General features: G+C 72.0%; 15 protein-coding genes and 1 tRNA gene. 5 read left to right on the forward strand and 11 right to left on the reverse strand.

All coding sequences use genetic code 11. The annotated features are described in order from the left end of the window. Positions 1 to 79 precede the first annotated feature (79 nt). From ehuA to ehuB, 4 genes are read right to left on the reverse strand one after another with little or no spacing between them, the layout of a single operon-like run. A complete protein-coding gene (gene ehuA, locus ACH47Z_RS08040) occupies positions 80 to 862 on the reverse strand; it encodes an ectoine/hydroxyectoine ABC transporter ATP-binding protein EhuA (RefSeq protein ID WP_399071759.1) in 783 nt (260 codons plus the stop codon). Next, entirely contained in the window at positions 852 to 1,502 is a 651-nt protein-coding gene (ehuD, locus tag ACH47Z_RS08045) for an ectoine/hydroxyectoine ABC transporter permease subunit EhuD (protein WP_399071761.1), read from the reverse strand. The genes ehuA and ehuD overlap by 11 nt, the downstream gene beginning before the upstream one ends. Then, the gene (ehuC, locus tag ACH47Z_RS08050) at positions 1,499 to 2,218 is read right to left on the reverse strand and encodes an ectoine/hydroxyectoine ABC transporter permease subunit EhuC (protein ID WP_399071763.1); all 720 of its coding nucleotides are present in this window, start codon (positions 2,216 to 2,218) and stop codon (positions 1,499 to 1,501) included. The genes ehuD and ehuC overlap by 4 nt, the downstream gene beginning before the upstream one ends. Then, positions 2,215 to 3,141, reverse strand: coding sequence for an ectoine/hydroxyectoine ABC transporter substrate-binding protein EhuB (gene ehuB / locus ACH47Z_RS08055; RefSeq protein ID WP_399071765.1), 927 nt, complete (start codon positions 3,139 to 3,141; stop codon positions 2,215 to 2,217). The genes ehuC and ehuB overlap by 4 nt, the downstream gene beginning before the upstream one ends. Before the next feature lie 47 nt (positions 3,142 to 3,188). Between ehuB and ACH47Z_RS08060 the strand changes: the two genes are divergently transcribed. Continuing rightward, positions 3,189 to 3,683: a DUF3830 family protein gene (locus ACH47Z_RS08060; RefSeq protein WP_399071766.1), complete on the forward strand. Its 495-nt coding sequence runs from the start codon at positions 3,189 to 3,191 to the stop codon at positions 3,681 to 3,683. 65 nt (positions 3,684 to 3,748) lie between these two features. Here the strand turns inward: ACH47Z_RS08060 and ACH47Z_RS08065 are convergent, their stop codons facing one another. Both ACH47Z_RS08065 and ACH47Z_RS08070 read right to left on the reverse strand, forming a co-directional pair. Beyond that, on the reverse strand, positions 3,749 to 5,158 hold the full coding sequence (locus tag ACH47Z_RS08065) for an amidase (protein WP_399071769.1): 1,410 nt from the start codon (positions 5,156 to 5,158) through the stop codon (positions 3,749 to 3,751). A 17-nt stretch (positions 5,159 to 5,175) separates the two neighbouring features. Then, complete coding sequence (locus ACH47Z_RS08070; protein WP_399071771.1) at positions 5,176 to 6,129, reverse strand: D-2-hydroxyacid dehydrogenase; 954 nt, start codon at positions 6,127 to 6,129, stop codon at positions 5,176 to 5,178. A gap of 205 nt (positions 6,130 to 6,334) precedes the next feature. Here ACH47Z_RS08070 and ACH47Z_RS08075 point away from each other — a divergent pair, with 205 nt between their 5' ends. Genes ACH47Z_RS08075 through ACH47Z_RS08085 form a run of 3 tightly spaced genes read left to right on the forward strand, consistent with a single transcriptional unit; the run spans position 6,335 to position 9,035 of the window. Beyond that, on the forward strand, positions 6,335 to 7,132 hold the full coding sequence (locus ACH47Z_RS08075) for a decarboxylase (protein ID WP_399072321.1): 798 nt from the start codon (positions 6,335 to 6,337) through the stop codon (positions 7,130 to 7,132). After that, positions 7,129 to 7,863, forward strand: a complete 735-nt coding sequence (locus ACH47Z_RS08080) for a decarboxylase (protein ID WP_399071773.1) — start codon at positions 7,129 to 7,131, stop codon at positions 7,861 to 7,863. The genes ACH47Z_RS08075 and ACH47Z_RS08080 overlap by 4 nt, the downstream gene beginning before the upstream one ends. A 50-nt stretch (positions 7,864 to 7,913) precedes the next feature. Next, positions 7,914 to 9,035 carry an LLM class flavin-dependent oxidoreductase gene (locus ACH47Z_RS08085; RefSeq protein WP_399071774.1) on the forward strand — a complete coding sequence of 374 codons (1,122 nt, stop codon included), beginning with the start codon at positions 7,914 to 7,916 and terminating at the stop codon, positions 9,033 to 9,035. A gap of 32 nt (positions 9,036 to 9,067) precedes the next feature. Here the strand turns inward: ACH47Z_RS08085 and ACH47Z_RS08090 are convergent, their stop codons facing one another. Next, complete coding sequence (locus tag ACH47Z_RS08090; protein WP_399071776.1) at positions 9,068 to 10,888, reverse strand: putative bifunctional diguanylate cyclase/phosphodiesterase; 1,821 nt, start codon at positions 10,886 to 10,888, stop codon at positions 9,068 to 9,070. 347 nt (positions 10,889 to 11,235) lie between these two features. Here ACH47Z_RS08090 and ACH47Z_RS08095 point away from each other — a divergent pair, with 347 nt between their 5' ends. Beyond that, positions 11,236 to 12,492 (forward strand): M6 family metalloprotease domain-containing protein, encoded by a 1,257-nt coding sequence (locus tag ACH47Z_RS08095; RefSeq protein ID WP_399071779.1) that lies wholly within the window; start codon positions 11,236 to 11,238, stop codon positions 12,490 to 12,492. An 88-nt stretch (positions 12,493 to 12,580) separates the two neighbouring features. On the opposite strand, the gene ACH47Z_RS08100 is transcribed toward ACH47Z_RS08095, so the two are convergent. The 4 genes from ACH47Z_RS08100 to ACH47Z_RS08115 form a co-directional block, all read right to left on the reverse strand. After that, a tRNA-Lys gene (locus tag ACH47Z_RS08100) sits at positions 12,581 to 12,654 on the reverse strand. Beyond that, positions 12,645 to 13,298, reverse strand: coding sequence for a bifunctional DNA primase/polymerase (locus tag ACH47Z_RS08105; RefSeq protein WP_399072323.1), 654 nt, complete (start codon positions 13,296 to 13,298; stop codon positions 12,645 to 12,647). The genes ACH47Z_RS08100 and ACH47Z_RS08105 overlap by 10 nt, the downstream gene beginning before the upstream one ends. Positions 13,299 to 13,339: 41 nt before the next feature. Further along, the gene (locus ACH47Z_RS08110; RefSeq protein WP_399071781.1) at positions 13,340 to 13,708 is read right to left on the reverse strand and encodes a hypothetical protein; all 369 of its coding nucleotides are present in this window, start codon (positions 13,706 to 13,708) and stop codon (positions 13,340 to 13,342) included. An 86-nt stretch (positions 13,709 to 13,794) separates the two neighbouring features. Continuing rightward, positions 13,795 to 15,141: an AAA domain-containing protein gene (locus ACH47Z_RS08115; protein ID WP_399071783.1), complete on the reverse strand. Its 1,347-nt coding sequence runs from the start codon at positions 15,139 to 15,141 to the stop codon at positions 13,795 to 13,797. Between the last annotated feature and the right edge of the window lies 1 nt (position 15,142).

The following is a 15,142-nucleotide window of genomic DNA, read 5'->3' on the forward strand; positions in this document are numbered from 1 at the left end:
AGGGTCTTGGCGAGATTGTGGTGCCGGCCGCCCTCTCCCAACTGGGGTGCTAACCCTCTGGCATATGCCATGGGCACCATCAGAGGACCGCGCCCAGGAACTCCCGGGTGCGGTCCTGCTCCGGGTCGCCGAAGATCTGCTCCGGCGGGCCCGACTCGATGATCCGGCCGCCGTCGAACATCAGCACCTGGTCGGAGATGTCCCGGGCGAAGCCCATCTCATGAGTCACGCAGAGCATGGTGATGTCGGTGCTGTGGGCGATGTCCCTGAGGAGATCGAGCACGCCCGCGACCAGCTCGGGGTCGAGCGCGGAGGTCACCTCGTCCAGCAGCAGCACCCGGGGCCGCATCGCCAGCGCGCGGGCGATCGCCACCCGCTGCTGCTGCCCGCCGGACAGCCGGGTCGGCTTCGCGTCGCACTTGTCGGTGAGCCCCACCAGCTCCAGCAGCTCCCGGGCGCGCGCCTCGGCCTCGTCCTTGGACATCCCGAGGACCTGCACCGGGGCCTCGGTGATGTTCCGCAGCACGCTCATGTTCGGGAACAGGTTGAACTGCTGGAACACCATCCCGATCTTCTTGCGGACCTCCCTGACCTGCTTCTCCGGCGCCGGGAACAGCTGCTCCCCGTCGACGGTGATCGTGCCCTCGTCCGGCTCGGTGAGGGTCATCAGGAGCCTGAGGATCGTGGTCTTGCCGGAGCCGGAGGGGCCGATCAGGGTGACGTGCTTGCCGGCGTCGACGGAGAAGTCGAGGTGGTCCAGGACGGTGTTCGAGCCGAAGCGCTTGGTGACGTCGGTCAGGCGGACCAGCTCGCCCGGCGCGGTGCCGGCGGCGGGGGACTTCGTACGGGCTTCAACGGACAAGGCGACGCTCCAGGGCTCGCAGGAGAAGGGAGGCCAGGTAGGAGATGACGATGAAGGCCACTCCGATCACGGTCAGGGGCTCGGTGAACTGGAAGTGCTGCTGGGAGAAGAGCCGGGCGCGGCCGAGCATGTCCAGCACGGTGATCGTCATCAGCATCGGGGTGTCCTTGAGCATGGCGATCACGTAGTTGCCGAGCGCGGGCACCACACGGCGGATCGCCTGCGGCAGGATCACCGCGGTCCAGGTCCGCCGCCGGGGCAGGTTCAGCGCGGTCGCCGCCTCCCACTGGCCGACGGGCACCGCCTCGATACCGGCGCGGTAGACCTGCATCGTGTACGTCGAGTAGTGCAGGCCGATCGCGAAGACGCCGGTGGAGAGGGCCGAGAAGGTCAGGCCCCACTCGGGCAGCACATAGAACAGGAAGAACAGCTGGACCAGCAGCGGGGTGTTGCGCACGAACTCCGTGACCACCCCGACCGGCCAGCGCACCCACCGGGTCGGCGTGCGCATCAGCAGCGTCCACACCAGGCCGAGGGTGAAGGAGAGCAGCGAGCCCAGGGCCACCGCCTCCAGGGTGACGAGCAACCCCTGCCGGAACTCCGGCATGAAGTCACTCACGGCATTCCAGTCCCACTTCACGCGACACCACCGCCCACTCCGGTCGTCTGCGCCCGCTTCAGCTCACGCGCCGCCGACTCGGTCCCGGGACCCTTGCCGAGCCCGGCCTTCAGCCGCTTCTCCAGGGCGCGCATCAGCCGGGTGAGCACGAAGGCGATCACGAAGTAGATCAGCAGCACGTACGTGTAGATCTCCGCGCTCTGCTGCAACGCGAGGCGCACCAGGTTGGCGCTGAACGTCAGGTCGCCCATGCCCATGACCGACACCAGCGCGGTGCCCTTGAGCAGCTCGATCAGCAGATTGCAGAAGGAGGGGATCATCTCCGGCACGGCCTGCGGAAGCACGATCAGCCTCAGCCGCTGCGCCGGCGTGAAGCTGAGCGCGACCCCGCCCTCCTTCTGCGCCGGGTCGACCGCGTTCAGCGCGCCGCGCACGATCTCCGAGCCGTACGCGCCGTACGTCAGCCCGAGCGCCAGCGTGCCCGCCCACAGCGGCACCAGCTGCCAGCCGAAGGCGATGGGCAGCACGAAGAACACCCAGAAGATCATCACCAGCGCCGAGGTGCCGCGGAACACCTCGGTGTAGAAGCCGGCGACGAAGCGCACGATCCAGAGCCGGTGCGTGCGCGCGATGCCGACGACGAACGAGACGGCCGCCGCGAGCAGCGCGCTGAACACGAGCAGCTGGACGGTGGTCCAGACACCCTTCAGTACGAGTTCCCAGAGTCCCGTGGTCATCCGCCGCACAGCCCCTTCGCGGTGAGGTCGGTCATCTCGGCCTTGGTGAACCCGAAGGGCCGGAGAATCCGGAACAGCTCCCCGCTCTTCTTCAGCTGACGCAGCTCGGTGTTGAAGGCGTCCCGCAGCCGCGTCTCGGTGGGCCGGAACGCGAAGGCGCCCCCGTCGACGTGCGGCCTGCCCTTGACGAGCGGCGCGAAGGCGGGCGTGGCCTCCGCCTTGCCGGACTTCTTCACCACTTCCCGGGTGGTGAGCGCCGTACCGGCGAAGGCGTCGACGCGCCCGGCCTCGACGGCGTTCAGCCCGGCGACCTGGTCCGGCACGATGAGGATGTCGCTCTCCTTGTACCCGGCCTCGACGGCGTACTGGATCTCGGCGTACCCGGTGCCGGTGGCGAACTTGGCCTTCTTCGCGACGACGTCCCTGTAGGTGTGCAGCCCGAGCGGATTGCCCTTGCGCACGATGAACGAGTCGAGCATCTGGTAGTCCGGATCGGCGAAGATCACCTGCTGGCAGCGCTCGGGATTGACGTACATCCCGGCGGCCACGACATCGAACTGCTGCGAGTTCAGGCCCGGAATGAGCGACCCGAACTCGGTGGGCACGGGCTGCACCCGGTCGACCCCGAGCCGCTTGAAGACGACCTTGGCCAACTCGGGCGCCTCACCGGTGAGATGGCCGTCCTTGTCGATGTACCCGAAGGGGATCTCCCCGGCGATGCCGAGCCGTACGACCCCCTGAGCCCGGAGCCGTTCGAGCAGGTCACCGCCCTTCTTGCCGGACGCGGCGGCCACCCGCGTGCACCCGGCGGCCCCCAGCGCCCCGAGGGCGGCGAGCCCGCCGAGACCGCCGAGCACGGACCGCCGGCTGTGTCTGTGTTCCGACCGGATGGTGTGTACGTCGTTCCCAAGTGGTGGAGCCATGGCGGCGCGGCTACCCAAGCGCACTCGGGCTATGCACCCTGGATGACATGGCCGATCGATTCGTCACAGTCTCGCTGGAGCGGCGGAACGTCCACTGCACGGCCCGTCTCCTGGCCGACCGCGCGCCCCTGACCTGCGAAGCGGTGTGGGAAGCCCTGCCTCTGTCCGGCGACGTCCACCACGCCAAATACGCCCGCAACGAGATCTACGCCCTCTTCCCGCCGTTCACCTCCACGGAACCCCCACTGGAGAACCCGACGGTCACCCCGATTCCCGGCGACCTCTGTTACTTCTCCTTCGCGGGCACCGAACTGGCCACGCGGGCCTACGGCTACGACCACGAGGTCCGCCCCGGCAGCACGGTCGTCGACCTGGCCCTGTTCTACGAACGCAACAACCTGCTGCTGAACGGCGACGTGGGCTGGGTGCCCGGGATCGTCTGGGGCCAGGTGGTGGAGGGGCTGGAGGCGATGGCCGAGGCGTGCAACGACCTGTGGCGGAGGGGGGCGGAGGGGGAGCGGCTGGGGTTTCGGAGGGAGTGAGGCAGGTGCGGTGTCCGTCCTCATGCCGACCGGCTCGCCGCCCTCGGTACGGGCCAGGGCGAAAGCTACGCCCTTGCGAAGGCGGTGCCCGGCGGTGCCGAAACCGCCCCCGCCTCGTACAGCGCATGCGCCGCCCGCAGCACCAGGTCGTCCCGGTGCCGGGCCGCGACGAGCTGCATCCCCACCGGGAGCCCGTCCCCGTCCGTGCCCACCGGGACGGTCGCCGCGGGCTGCTGGGTGAGGTTGAACGGGTACGTGAACGGGGTCCAGCCCGTCCAGCGGTGATGGGTCGAGTTCCTCGGCGCCTCCACGCCCGCCTCGAACGCCGTCACCGGCAGGGTCGGGGTGACCAGTAGGTCGTAGCGCTCGTGGAAGCGGCCCATGCGCCGGCCGAGGTCCATGCGGACGTCGACCGCGGCCAGGTAGTCCAGCGCGCTGTAGCGGGCGCCCTGCACGCAGATCTCCCGCAGGCCGGGGTCGAGCAGCTGCCGCCTGCGCGCGGAGAGCCGCTCGGTGACCCGGGCCGCGCCGCTGAACCACAGGGTGTGGAAGGCGTCCACGGGGTCGCTGAAGTCCGGGTCGGTCTCCTCCACGTACGCGCCGAGGTCGGCGAGGGCAGCCACCGCCCGCCGTACCGCCGCGGCGACCGGCGGCTGGACCGCGACCTGGCCGCCGAGGCACGGGGAGTACGCCACCCGCAGACCGCGCACGCCGTCCCTCAGCCCCTCCGTGAAGGAGCCCGGCGCGGGCGGCAGGCCCGACCAGTCACGGGCGTCCGGGGTGCCGATGACGTCCAGCAGCAGGGCGGCGTCGGCCGCGTCCCGGGTCATCGGGCCCGCGTGCGACAGGGTGCCGAACGCGCTCGCCGGGTACAACGGCACCCTGCCGTACGTCGGTTTCAGCCCGAAGATCCCGCAGAACGCGGCCGGGATCCGGATGCTGCCCCCGCCGTCCGTGCCCAGCGACAGCGGGCCCGCGCCGAGCGCCACGGCAGCCGCGCTGCCCCCGCTGGAGCCGCCGGCGGTGCGGGAGTGGTCGTGCGGGTTGCGGGTGATGCCGGTCAGCGGGGAGTCCGTCACGCCCTTCCAGCCGAACTCGGGGGTCGTCGTCTTGCCCAGGAACACCGCGCCGTGCTCGCGGAGCCGCGCCACCGAGGGGGCGTCCTCCTCCCAACTCCCGGACTCGGGAATGGTCCTGGAGCCGCGCAGCGTCGGGTGGCCGCGCAGGAGCAGGATGTCCTTCACCGTCACCGGCACCCCGTCCAGCAGGCCGGCCGGCTCGCCGCGCCGCCAGCGCTCCTCCGACTCCCGCGCCCGGGCCAGCGCGTCCTCCTCGGTGAGCCGGACGAACGCGTTCACCTCCGGCTGGATCCGCCGGGCCCGTTCCAGGGTCCGTTCGGCCGCCTCCACCGGACTGAACTCGCCCTTGCGGTAACCGTCGAGGAGCTGAACGGCGGTCAGGTCGGTGAGCTGCATGCACCCTCCCGGAGGTGTCAGCGGCCGGGGACGTAGCCGCGTTTCTTGTCGACGACGTTCACCAGTGATCTGCCCGCCGCCCACCGCTCGTACAGCTCCACGAACTGCGTACCCAGTTCGTCCCGCCAGCCGATCGTGTCGCCGCTCATGTGCGGAGAGACGATCAGTCCCGGCAGCCCCCACAGCGGGCTGTCCTCGGGGAGGGGTTCGGTCGTGAAGACGTCCAGGGCCGCGCCCGCGATCCAGCGGCGGGTCAGGGCCTGGGCCAGGGCGTCCTCGTCGACCAGCCGGCCGCGGCCGACGTTCACGAAGAACGCCGACGGCTGCATCACACCGAAGCGGCGGGTGTCGAACATGCGGTACGTCTGCTCGGTGAGCGGTGCGGCGGCGATCACCCAGTCCGCGCGGGAGATCAGCCGGTCCAGGTCGGCGGGGCCGTGGATGCCGGTCCGCGGGACCCGTCCGACCAGCGCCGTCGTCACGCCGAGCGCCTTCAGGATCCGTACGATCGCCCGGCCGATCGGGCCCGAGCCGACCACGCACGCGCGCGTGCCCGCCACCCGCCGGCTCTCCCGGTGCCGCCAGCTCCGCTCCCGCTGGAGGTCCAGTGTGCGCGGCAGGTCCTTGGCGACCGCGAGCACGAGGGCCGCCACGTACTCGGCGATCGCCTGGTCGAAGATCCCGCGCGCGTTGGTCACCACCGTGTCGGACGCGGCCAGCTCCGGGCACAGCAGATGGTCCACGCCCGCGCTCGCCGTGTGCACCCAGCGGGGGCGCGGCCCGTCGCCCGGCCAGGCCTCGCGCACCGCGTGCGAGGTGAAGTCCCAGACCAGGAGGACGTCCGCCCGCGGCAGCCGCTCGGCCAGGTGCGCCGCGTCCGTGTGGATGATCCGGGCGCGGCCCGTGAGGCGGCCGAGCCGGGGCGGCGGCTCGGCGTCCAGGACGAGGAGCGTGGGAAGGGTGGTCGTCATACGGGGCGGCTCCGGGCGTCTGACATGCGCGGATGAAGCGTCCGACGTGCGCGGACCAGGCGTCCGACGCGCGGGGATCACGCGTCTGACATGGGCGGATTATCTGCGGATTGACCACGCTCGCACCCGAACCTACCTTCGTCAACACGGGCGCATCCGCGATCCGTTGCCCCCTCGTCCACCCAGCGTGAGGCCGGTGCCAGCCATGGACGTCTCCTTTCTCGGCGGGCCCGGCCCGCAGCGCGGTGTGGGTGTCGTCGCCCCTTTTGACTTCGCCCTCGACCGGGAGCTGTGGCGCTGGGTCCCGGACGAGGTGTCGCTGCATCTGACCCGCACCCCGTACGTGCCGGTCGAGGTGAGCCTGGACCTGGCCCGGCTGGTCAGCGAGCACGAGACCCTCGGCGACGCGGTCCGCGCGCTGACCGCCGTCGCCCCCGAGGTCATCGGCTACGCCTGCGCCTCCGGCAGCTTCGTCGGCGGGATCGCCGGGGAGCGGTCGATGTGCGCGGCGATGAGCCTCGCCGGCGCACCGGCCTCGGTGACGACCTCCGGGGCGCTGCTGGAGGCGCTGGCCGAGCTGGGCGTACGGCGGGTCGCGCTGGTCACGCCGTACACGGTGTCCGTGACCCGGGTGCTGGAGGAGTACGTCGCCGAGGCCGGCATACGGGTCACCGGGTGCGCCTTCATGGGGCTGACCCGGGAGATCTGGCGGGTGCCGTACCGGGACGTCGTCGCCATGGCCCGGCAGGCGGTCCGGCCCGGCGCCGCCGACGCGCTGTTCATCTCCTGCACCAATCTGCCGACGTACGACGTGATCCCCCAGCTGGAGGCCGAGCTGCGCATCCCGGTGCTGTCCGCCAACCAGGTCACGATGTGGGCGGCGCTGCGCAGGCTGGGTACCCGAGCGGTGGGGCCGTATCAGGCGCTGCTGGACGAGTCGGCGCGTGCGTGGCCCCCCGTACTGCCGGAAGAGCAGCAGGAACACCAGGAAGGGGCGTCATGACCGCACTCGGATTCCTGTACCCGGGCCACTCCGGCGAGGACGACTACCCGCGCATCGAGCAGCTCCTCGGCAGCGACGTCCGGCTGGACCTGGTCCACACCGACATCGGCGAGGACGCGCACCGGGTGGACGCGCTGCGCGAGATGGGTTCGGAGCGGCGGCTCGCGTCCGGGGTGGAGGAGCTGCGGCTCACGGGCGCGGAGACGGTGGTGTGGGCGTGCACCAGCGGCAGCTTCGTGCACGGCTGGGAGGGCGCCCGGGACCAGGTGCGCACCCTGGCCCTGCTGGCCGGGATGCCCGCCTCCTCGACGTCGTTCGCCTTCGTGCACGCGGCCCAGGAGATCGGGGTACGACGGGTCGCCGTCGGCGCCACCTACCCGGAGGACGTGGCCGGACTGTTCGCCGACTTCCTGCGGGCCGGCGGCCTGGAGGTGACGGGGGTGCGCGCGTCGGGGATCGTCACGGCGGCGGAGGTCGGCACGTGGGGGGAGGCGGAGGTGCTGGCGCTGGCGCGTTCCGCCGACTCTCCGGACGCGGGGGCGGTCCTGCTCCCGGACACGGCCCTGCACACGGCCGCGTATCTGCCGCAGCTGGAGAAGGAGCTGGGCAAGCCGGTGCTCACGGCCAACCAGGTCACGGTGTGGGAGGGGCTGCGGCTCGCGGACCGGCGGGTGAACGCGCCGAGGCTGGGGGCGCTGTTCACGAGGGAGCCGATCGTGCAGGTCCGATGATCGGCGGGGAATAAGCGGAGACCGCCTCCTGTTAGCTCGCCAGGACAGCCATGCCACAAACAGGAGGCCACACCGTGTCGGCAGACGAGGCAGACGAGATCCGGGGTACGACGCTCGGCACCGCCCCCGTCCCCCTCTCCGTACTGGACCTGGTGACGGTCGGCGCGGGCAGTACCGCCGGGGACGCCCTGCGCACCAGCGTCGCGCTGTCCCGGCTCACCGAGGCCCGTGGCTTCCACCGGTACTGGGTCGCCGAGCACCACTCCATGCCGGGGGTCGCCTCCTCCTCGCCCGCCGTGATCCTCGCCCACCTCGCCGCCCACACCGACCGCATCCGGCTCGGCTCGGGCGGCGTGATGCTGCCCAACCACGCCCCGCTGGTCATCGCCGAGCAGTTCGGCACGCTGGAGGCGATGGCGCCGGGGCGGATCGACCTGGGCCTCGGACGGGCGCCGGGCACGGACGGCGCCACGGCCGCCGCGCTCCGCCGTACCGACACCCTCAACGAGGGCGCCGACGACTTCCCGGAGCAGCTCGCCGAGCTGATCCGCTTCCTGGACGACGACTTCCCCGACGGGCACCCGTACCGCCGTATCCACGCCATCCCGGGACCCGTCCAGGCCACCGCCCCCGGCGGCGTCCAGTCCCCGCACCGGCCGCCGGTCTGGCTGCTCGGCTCCTCCGGCTTCAGCGCCCGCCTCGCCGGGATGCTGGGCCTGCCGTTCGCCTTCGCGCACCACTTCTCCGCGCAGAACACCGTCCCGGCCCTCGACCTGTACCGGAAGACGTTCCGCCCCTCCGCGGTCCTCGACGAGCCGTACGCCCTGATCGGCGTCTCCGCCCTCGCCACGGACGACCCGCGCGAGGCCGGCCGCCAGACCCGGGCGATGGCCCTGAACATGCTCCGGCTGCGCACCGGCCGCCCCGGCCTCTTCCCCGACCCGGACGAGGCCGAGAAGCACGAGTTCAGCCCGATGGAGGAGGAGTTCATCACCTCCTGGACCGCCAACATCGTGCACGGCACCGCCGACGAGGTCCGCTCCGGCCTGGACGACCTCCAGAAGCGCACCGGAGCCGACGAACTGATGCTGGTCAGCCACGCCCACCGGGGTGAACTACGGCTGCGCTCCTACGAGTTGATTGCGGACGCCTACGGCCTGCCGAGCGCCTGACCGGCGGCCGACGACCGGCTCGCCGCCCTGGGTCAGGCCTGAGGGCAGGCCTGGGTGAGCAGCTCGGAGATACGATCCGGCGGCACCGGGCGGGAGTACAGCCAGCCCTGGCCGGTGTCGCAGCCGATGCGGCGCAGCCGGGTTGCCTGGGCGGAGGTCTCCACGCATTCGGCGGTCACCGTGATGCCGAGGCGGTGGGCCAGTTGGATCATCGCCTCCACGATGACCTCGTCCGCGGGGTTGGGGGCGATCGCCTTCGGGTCGCCCTCGTACTGGAAGCCGCGCACGAAGGAGCCGTCCAGCTTCAGTGTGGAGACCGGCAGGCGGCTGAGGTAGGCGAGGTTGGAGTAGCCGGTGCCGAAGTCGTCGATGGCGATGCGCACGCCCATGTCGCTGAGCGCCTGCAGTGCCTGCAGCGGGCGTCCCGCCGAGCCCATCACCGCAGACTCGGTCAGCTCCAGTTGGAGGAGATGCGGGGCCAGGCCGCTCTCGGCGAGCACCTCGGCCACGTCGGCCACCAGGTCGGAGTCCCACACCTGCCGTACGGCCACGTTGACGCTGACGAAGATGGGCGGCTCGCCGGGGTGGTCGAGCTGCCAGCGGCGGGCCTGCCGGCAGGCGGTGTTCAGCGCCCAGCGGCCGAGCTGCACGATCGAGCCGTCCTCCTCGGCCAGTCCGATGAACCGATTCGGCGTCAGCGTGCCGAACTGCGGGTGATGCCAGCGCACCAACGCCTCGACCCCGGACAGGCGTCCGTCCTCCATGCCCACCAACGGCTGGTAGTCCAGCACGAATTCGCCGCGCTCGATGGCGGGGCGCAGGGTGGAGGAGAGGGCCTGACGGGTCATCCGGTGCGCGTTGCGCTCGGGGTCGAACAGGGTCCAGCGGGCCTTGCCGTCCGCCTTCGCCCAGTACAGGGTCGTGTCCGCCGCCTGCATCAGACCGGTGGCCGTCGTACCGGCCGCGTGGCGTTCCACGACCCCGATGGACGCCGTCAGGGACAGGTGCTGGCCCGCCAGGTCGAAGGGGGCCTCCAGGGACTTGAGCGCCGACTCGGCCAGATCCGCGAGCTGTTCGGTGCCGGTGGAGTCCTCGACCAGCAGGGCGAACTCGTCGCCGCCCAGGCGGGCCACCAGGGGCGTGGCCGCGCGGGCGTACCCCGCCTCGTCGGCGACCCGGGTCAGGCGCTCGGCCACGGCCGCGAGCAGCCGGTCGCCGACGCGGTGGCCGAGGGTGTCGTTGACGGCCTTGAACCCGTCGAGGTCCAGATAGCACAGGCCGATCCGGCCGGTGCCGCTCTGCTCGTACGACTCCGCCTCCAGCGCGGCCGAGAGGCGCTCGAAGAACAGGGTGCGGTTGGGCAGCCGGGTCACCGGGTCGTGCATCTGCAAGTGCCGTAGCCGCGCCTGGAGTTCACGGCGGGCGCTGATGTCGGCGACCGTCAGCAGGACGCCGGGCTCGCCGTCCGTGCGCGGCACGCCGGGCTCGCCGCTCAACGGGGCCACGGTCACCTGCACCCACACCGAGTGCCCCTCGGGGTGCTTCAGCCGACGGGTGCAGCGCAGCCGGGCCTGCCGGCCGCGCAGGACCTCGCGGTAGGCGTGCCAACTGCGGGCGTCCGAGGCCAGGTCCACCAGATCGGCGGCGACCCGGCCGGTGAGGGTCTCCGAGTCGGTGCCGAGCAGCTCCCCGAAGGCCGCGTTGGCACGGACGACGAGTCCCGCGCGGTCCACGACGGCCATGGCGAGCGGGGCGGCCGCGAAGACACGGTGGTAGGTGGTGTGGTCACTGTCTGTTACGGCTGACCGGTCGAGGTCTGCCGCGGGCGTCGGCCCTTCGGACGTTCCGCTCACCGCTCGCTCCCGCAGTGCACTCGATCTCTGTCGTGCCTGTCCGTGCCTGTCCGTGCCGGAAAGTGTGCCGATCATAGAGGCTGGCCCCAAGGGCTTCCAGCCACTCTCCAGTGTCCCGGATCGAGCACACTTTCTGACAGATCGTTTCTGCCCGCACCTGGACGGCTTCTTCAGGCCCCCGACCAGTTGTGACGTTCCGTGAGTGTTTCGGGGTGTCGGGCGCCGGAGCACGCCGGAGCGCCTGAGGGCGCGCTCACCCTTCTGGTGCCGGAAAACAGGGCAATACGCAACAAACTCCCTCAGCCTGGAACGCGGGTCCCGCGAACCGCGTCCGGAGGAGTCAGTCCGTGGCCAAGCTGCGCAGCACCGCCGCCGTGTGCACCACGCTGTCGGCGCTCGCCGCCACCTCGATCCTCTCCGGCCCCTCGGCCGCCGAGCCCTTCTCCACCACCCCCTGCGCCCTGCACCGCACCGACGCCCACCACTCGGAGGGCCTCGACACCTGGAACCCGGACTACACCCGCCCGACCGGGACCCTCGACGCCGTCCTGGTCTACCTCTCCTTCCCGGACGCCGCCCCGCGCACCACCCCCGCCCAGCTGACCGCCGACCACTTCCCGGCCACCAGCCGCTACTACGAGCAGGCCTCCTACGGCCGCTTCACCCTGCGCCCGCACCCGCTGAACCACTGGCTGCGCATGCCGAAGCCGTCCTCGGCGTACGCCATGAAGCGCGACTGGAGCCCCGAGGACCGCGCCGCCTATCTGCGGGACGCGTTCACCGTCGCCGACCCCGAGGTGGACTTCTCCCGCTACCAGGTCGTGTACTTCGTCGCCGACCCCGACGCGCCCGGCGTCGACTCGGACGCCACGAAGGTGGTGAACCTCGACACGCCCGTGCACGTGGACGGCACGGACGTCCGCCGGGTCGTCACGGTCTTCGAGAAACACCCGCCGGACCGCCTGGTCCTCGCCCACGAGACCGGCCACGTCTTCGACCTGCCCGACCTCTACCACCGCCCGGTCGACGGCAAGGGCGACTGGGACACCTACGTCGGCGACTGGGACCTGATGGGCAGCCAGTTCGGTATTTCGCCCGACCTGTTCGCCTGGCACAAGTGGAAACTGGGCTGGCTGGATCCGCGCCAGGTGGTGTGCGTACGCGGCACGAGGGCGACCCGGCTGACCCTGGAGCCGCTGGAGGCCGGCCCCGGCGTCCCGGTGCAGGGCACGGCGGGCGCCCCGGCCTTCGGTCTCGGGCACGGCGTGAAGCTGGCGCTCGTACGCACCGGCCCGGACAGCGCCCTGGGCTTCGAGGCGCGCATCCGGGCCGGCAACGACCGGGCCGGTTGCCGGGAGGGCGTGCTGGTGTACCGGATCACCAGCGGCGCTGAGTCCGGCGCCGGCCCGGTGGAGGTCGTGGACGCCCACCCGCACACCGCGGCCTGCTGGGAGAACTCGGTCTACCCACCCCTCGCCGACGCCCCGGTCGCCCTGGGGGAGAGCTTCACCGTGCCCGGGGAGGGCGCGAAGGTGGAGGTGGAGGGCCGGACGGCGTCCGGGGCGTGGACGGTGAAGATCACGCCGGGACTGAAGGGGGACTGAGGGCCGAGTGCCGTGTGCGCGAGTGCCGTGTGTATACGAAAACGGCGGGCCTGATTCTTTCGAATCGGACCCGCCGTCCTCTTTCGCGTGCGCCGCCAGGGACTCGAACCCCGGACCCGCTGATTAAGAGTCAGCTGCTCTAACCAACTGAGCTAGCGGCGCCTGCTGACGTCGTAGACATTAGCATCCTGGTCGGCGGGAGGAAAAATCGATATCCGCACCGCCGCCCTGGCCGCCCGCACGGCCGCCCAGAGCACGACTTCTGGGCCCGGCAACCAGGGATGACGCTCGTCCGGCGCCACCAGCCAGCGGCAGTCGCCCGCACCGGGGCCCTCGCCCGCCGGGGCCGGGACGGTCACCGCGTCGCCGGTGCCGTGACACAGCAGCGGCGGCACCGCGTCCGTACGGTGCGACCCCCACTCCTCCCAGGCCAGCAGCGAGGGCAGCCGCTGGGCCGTGCCCGGGGCGGCGAACAGCAGCATGCGGCCCCGGAACATGGCGACCGGGCCCGAGCCCGGCCCCTCGTCCCACAACTGGTCCAGTATCCGGCGCCCGAAGATCGCGGGGGCGCTCACCACGTCGAAGGCGGTGCCGCAGGGCAGGACGACCGGAGCGTCCGGGTACTGCTCCCAGCGCGCCAGCGTGCTCCGGGGGTACGTTCCCGCCGAGGCGAGCCAGGCGACGCCGTCGGAGGTGACTCGGGTGGCGTTCGGTGCGCTGCTCATGCCACCTACATGTACCGGGTGTGAGCGGGCGGTTCTGCTGAGTTGCCGAAAGACGGGACAACGAGGGTGGGGGAGGAGTATCTTGCCCGCCCGGCATATGCCAGGCGGGTTGACTCAACGCGTCATACGGGGTCGGGGGACGTCCGCCCCTCGCCGTTGCCCCGCATCAGGTCCCGCCCGAACTCGACCATCTTCTTCGCGTAGTCCTCGGTCCACTCCGCGCGCTCGGCGATGTCCGCGGGGGTCAGCCGGTCGAAGCGGCGCGGGTCGGCGAGCTGGGCCGCCGCGACGGCCTGGAACTCCACGGCCCGGTCGGCGGCCGCGCGGAACGCCTGGGCCAGCTCCGTCGCCCGGGCCAGCAGCGCCCGCGGATCCTCGATCGACTCCAGGTCGAAGAAGTGCTCGGGATCGCCGGCCGCCTCCGCGGGCTCGAAGATGAGGGGCGCGGGGCGTAGCCGCGGTTCGTTACGACGCGGCGTGGGCTCCGCCATGTCTTGTCTCCTCCTCGTACGTCGCGCTGGGGCACCGCCTTCAGGTGGGCCACCGTCCATTGTCCCGCGCCCCCGCAAGGGGCCCGTCACGGCCGCCAGACCACCCGGTGCTCGCCGAGGTGGGCCAGCACCGCGTGGTTCGCCTCCCAGCCGTCAGGAAACTTCACCAGCGTGCCCAGCTGGACCGGTTCCGTGGACGGGTAGTCGTCCAGGAGGTCGCCCACCCCCGCCCGGCAGACCACGATGCACGCGTGGCGGTGGCGGGAGGCCAGGACGCACAGGCGGCCGGTCTCCAGGTGGAAGGCGGTGGCGTCGGGGCGGCCGGAGAGAGGATGCAGGACGACCGTCACGTCGTACTCGCGGCCCTGGAGCCGGTTCGCCGTGTCGACCGTCACGTCCGCCACGCCCAGCTCGGCGAGCGCCGCGCGGACCGCCGCCGCCTGGTCGCGGTGGGCCGTGCCGACGGCGATGCGGTCGGCGGTGAGGGGGGTGGGATCCGGTGAGCGTTCCGAGGTGGCCGCGCCGCCTCTGTCCAGCAGGCGGCGGACGACCGTCGCCACCGCCCGGACCGCCTCCGGGTCCGTGCGCGGGGTGTGCCGGGCGGGCAGCTCCAGCAGGCCCCAGCCGGACCCGGCGGCTTCGTCGATCACCCGGTCCGGGCCGGAGCCGTCCGACGGGACGGCGAAGGCGAGGCGGCGGTCGCCGTGGTCGGTGCCGCTGCGGAACGGGGTGTACGGGTAGAACGCGTCCGAGACCAGCGGGGCCGCCGAGGCCGGGAGCCGCCAGGAGACCGGGAGGCGGTGCTGGGGGAGGGCCGGGTTGTGCGCCAGGAGCGTGGTGACGGCCGAGGCCGAGGGGTCGTACGACAGGCCCGCCCACTGCTCGCTGCCGACGATCGCGAACGGGTCCAGCTGCCCCGGGTCACCCACGAACAGCGCCCGCTCGAACAGCCCGGCCACGGCCAGCAGCGAGTCCGAGCGCATCTGGTACGCCTCGTCCACGATCGCGTGCCGCCAGGGCTCGTCCACCTTGACGTGCGCCCACTTCGCCGCCGTGGAGAGGACGACCGGCAGGCCGTTCAGGTCGGCCGCCTTCGCCGACGTACGGACCTGGGGCAGGGCGTCCAGCGCCGGGTCGTACGCGTCCGTGTCGCTGCTGTGCAGCCGGCCGACCGGCAGCTCCGGGTTCTTCTCGGCGAGGCGCAGGACCAGGTCGTCCACCTGGGCGTTCGTCTGCGCCACCACCATCAACGGGCGCCCCGCGTCGGCCAGTTCGAGCGCCGCGCGAACCACCAGCGTGGACTTGCCGGCACCCGGCGGGGAGTCCACGACCACGCCCCGCTCGGTGCCGTGCAGGGTGTCGCGCAGGATCGCGTCGGTGGCGCGGGCGGCCGCGGCTCCGGGGGCGAGGCCGACCGCCGGCACAGGGCTCACG

The sequence above is a fragment of the Streptomyces sp. NPDC020192 genome, from assembly GCF_044388685.1.
GTDB lineage: Bacteria > Actinomycetota > Actinomycetes > Streptomycetales > Streptomycetaceae > Streptomyces.

Excerpts from the sequence above, each read along its gene's own strand:
- ACH47Z_RS08080 (WP_399071773.1), top strand. The coding sequence starts at position 7,129 with ATGACCGCACTCGGATTCCTGTACCCGGGCCACTCCGGCGAGGACGAC.
- ACH47Z_RS08065 (WP_399071769.1), bottom strand. The coding sequence starts at position 5,158 with ATGCAGCTCACCGACCTGACCGCCGTTCAGCTCCTCGACGGTTACCGC.
- ehuB (WP_399071765.1), bottom strand. The coding sequence starts at position 3,141 with ATGGCTCCACCACTTGGGAACGACGTACACACCATCCGGTCGGAACAC.
- ACH47Z_RS08110 (WP_399071781.1), bottom strand. The coding sequence starts at position 13,708 with ATGGCGGAGCCCACGCCGCGTCGTAACGAACCGCGGCTACGCCCCGCG.
- ACH47Z_RS08070 (WP_399071771.1), bottom strand. The coding sequence starts at position 6,129 with ATGACGACCACCCTTCCCACGCTCCTCGTCCTGGACGCCGAGCCGCCG.
- ACH47Z_RS08085 (WP_399071774.1), top strand. The coding sequence starts at position 7,914 with ATGCCACAAACAGGAGGCCACACCGTGTCGGCAGACGAGGCAGACGAG.
- ACH47Z_RS08075 (WP_399072321.1), top strand. The coding sequence starts at position 6,335 with ATGGACGTCTCCTTTCTCGGCGGGCCCGGCCCGCAGCGCGGTGTGGGT.
- ehuC (WP_399071763.1), bottom strand. The coding sequence starts at position 2,218 with ATGACCACGGGACTCTGGGAACTCGTACTGAAGGGTGTCTGGACCACC.
- ACH47Z_RS08060 (WP_399071766.1), top strand. The coding sequence starts at position 3,189 with ATGGCCGATCGATTCGTCACAGTCTCGCTGGAGCGGCGGAACGTCCAC.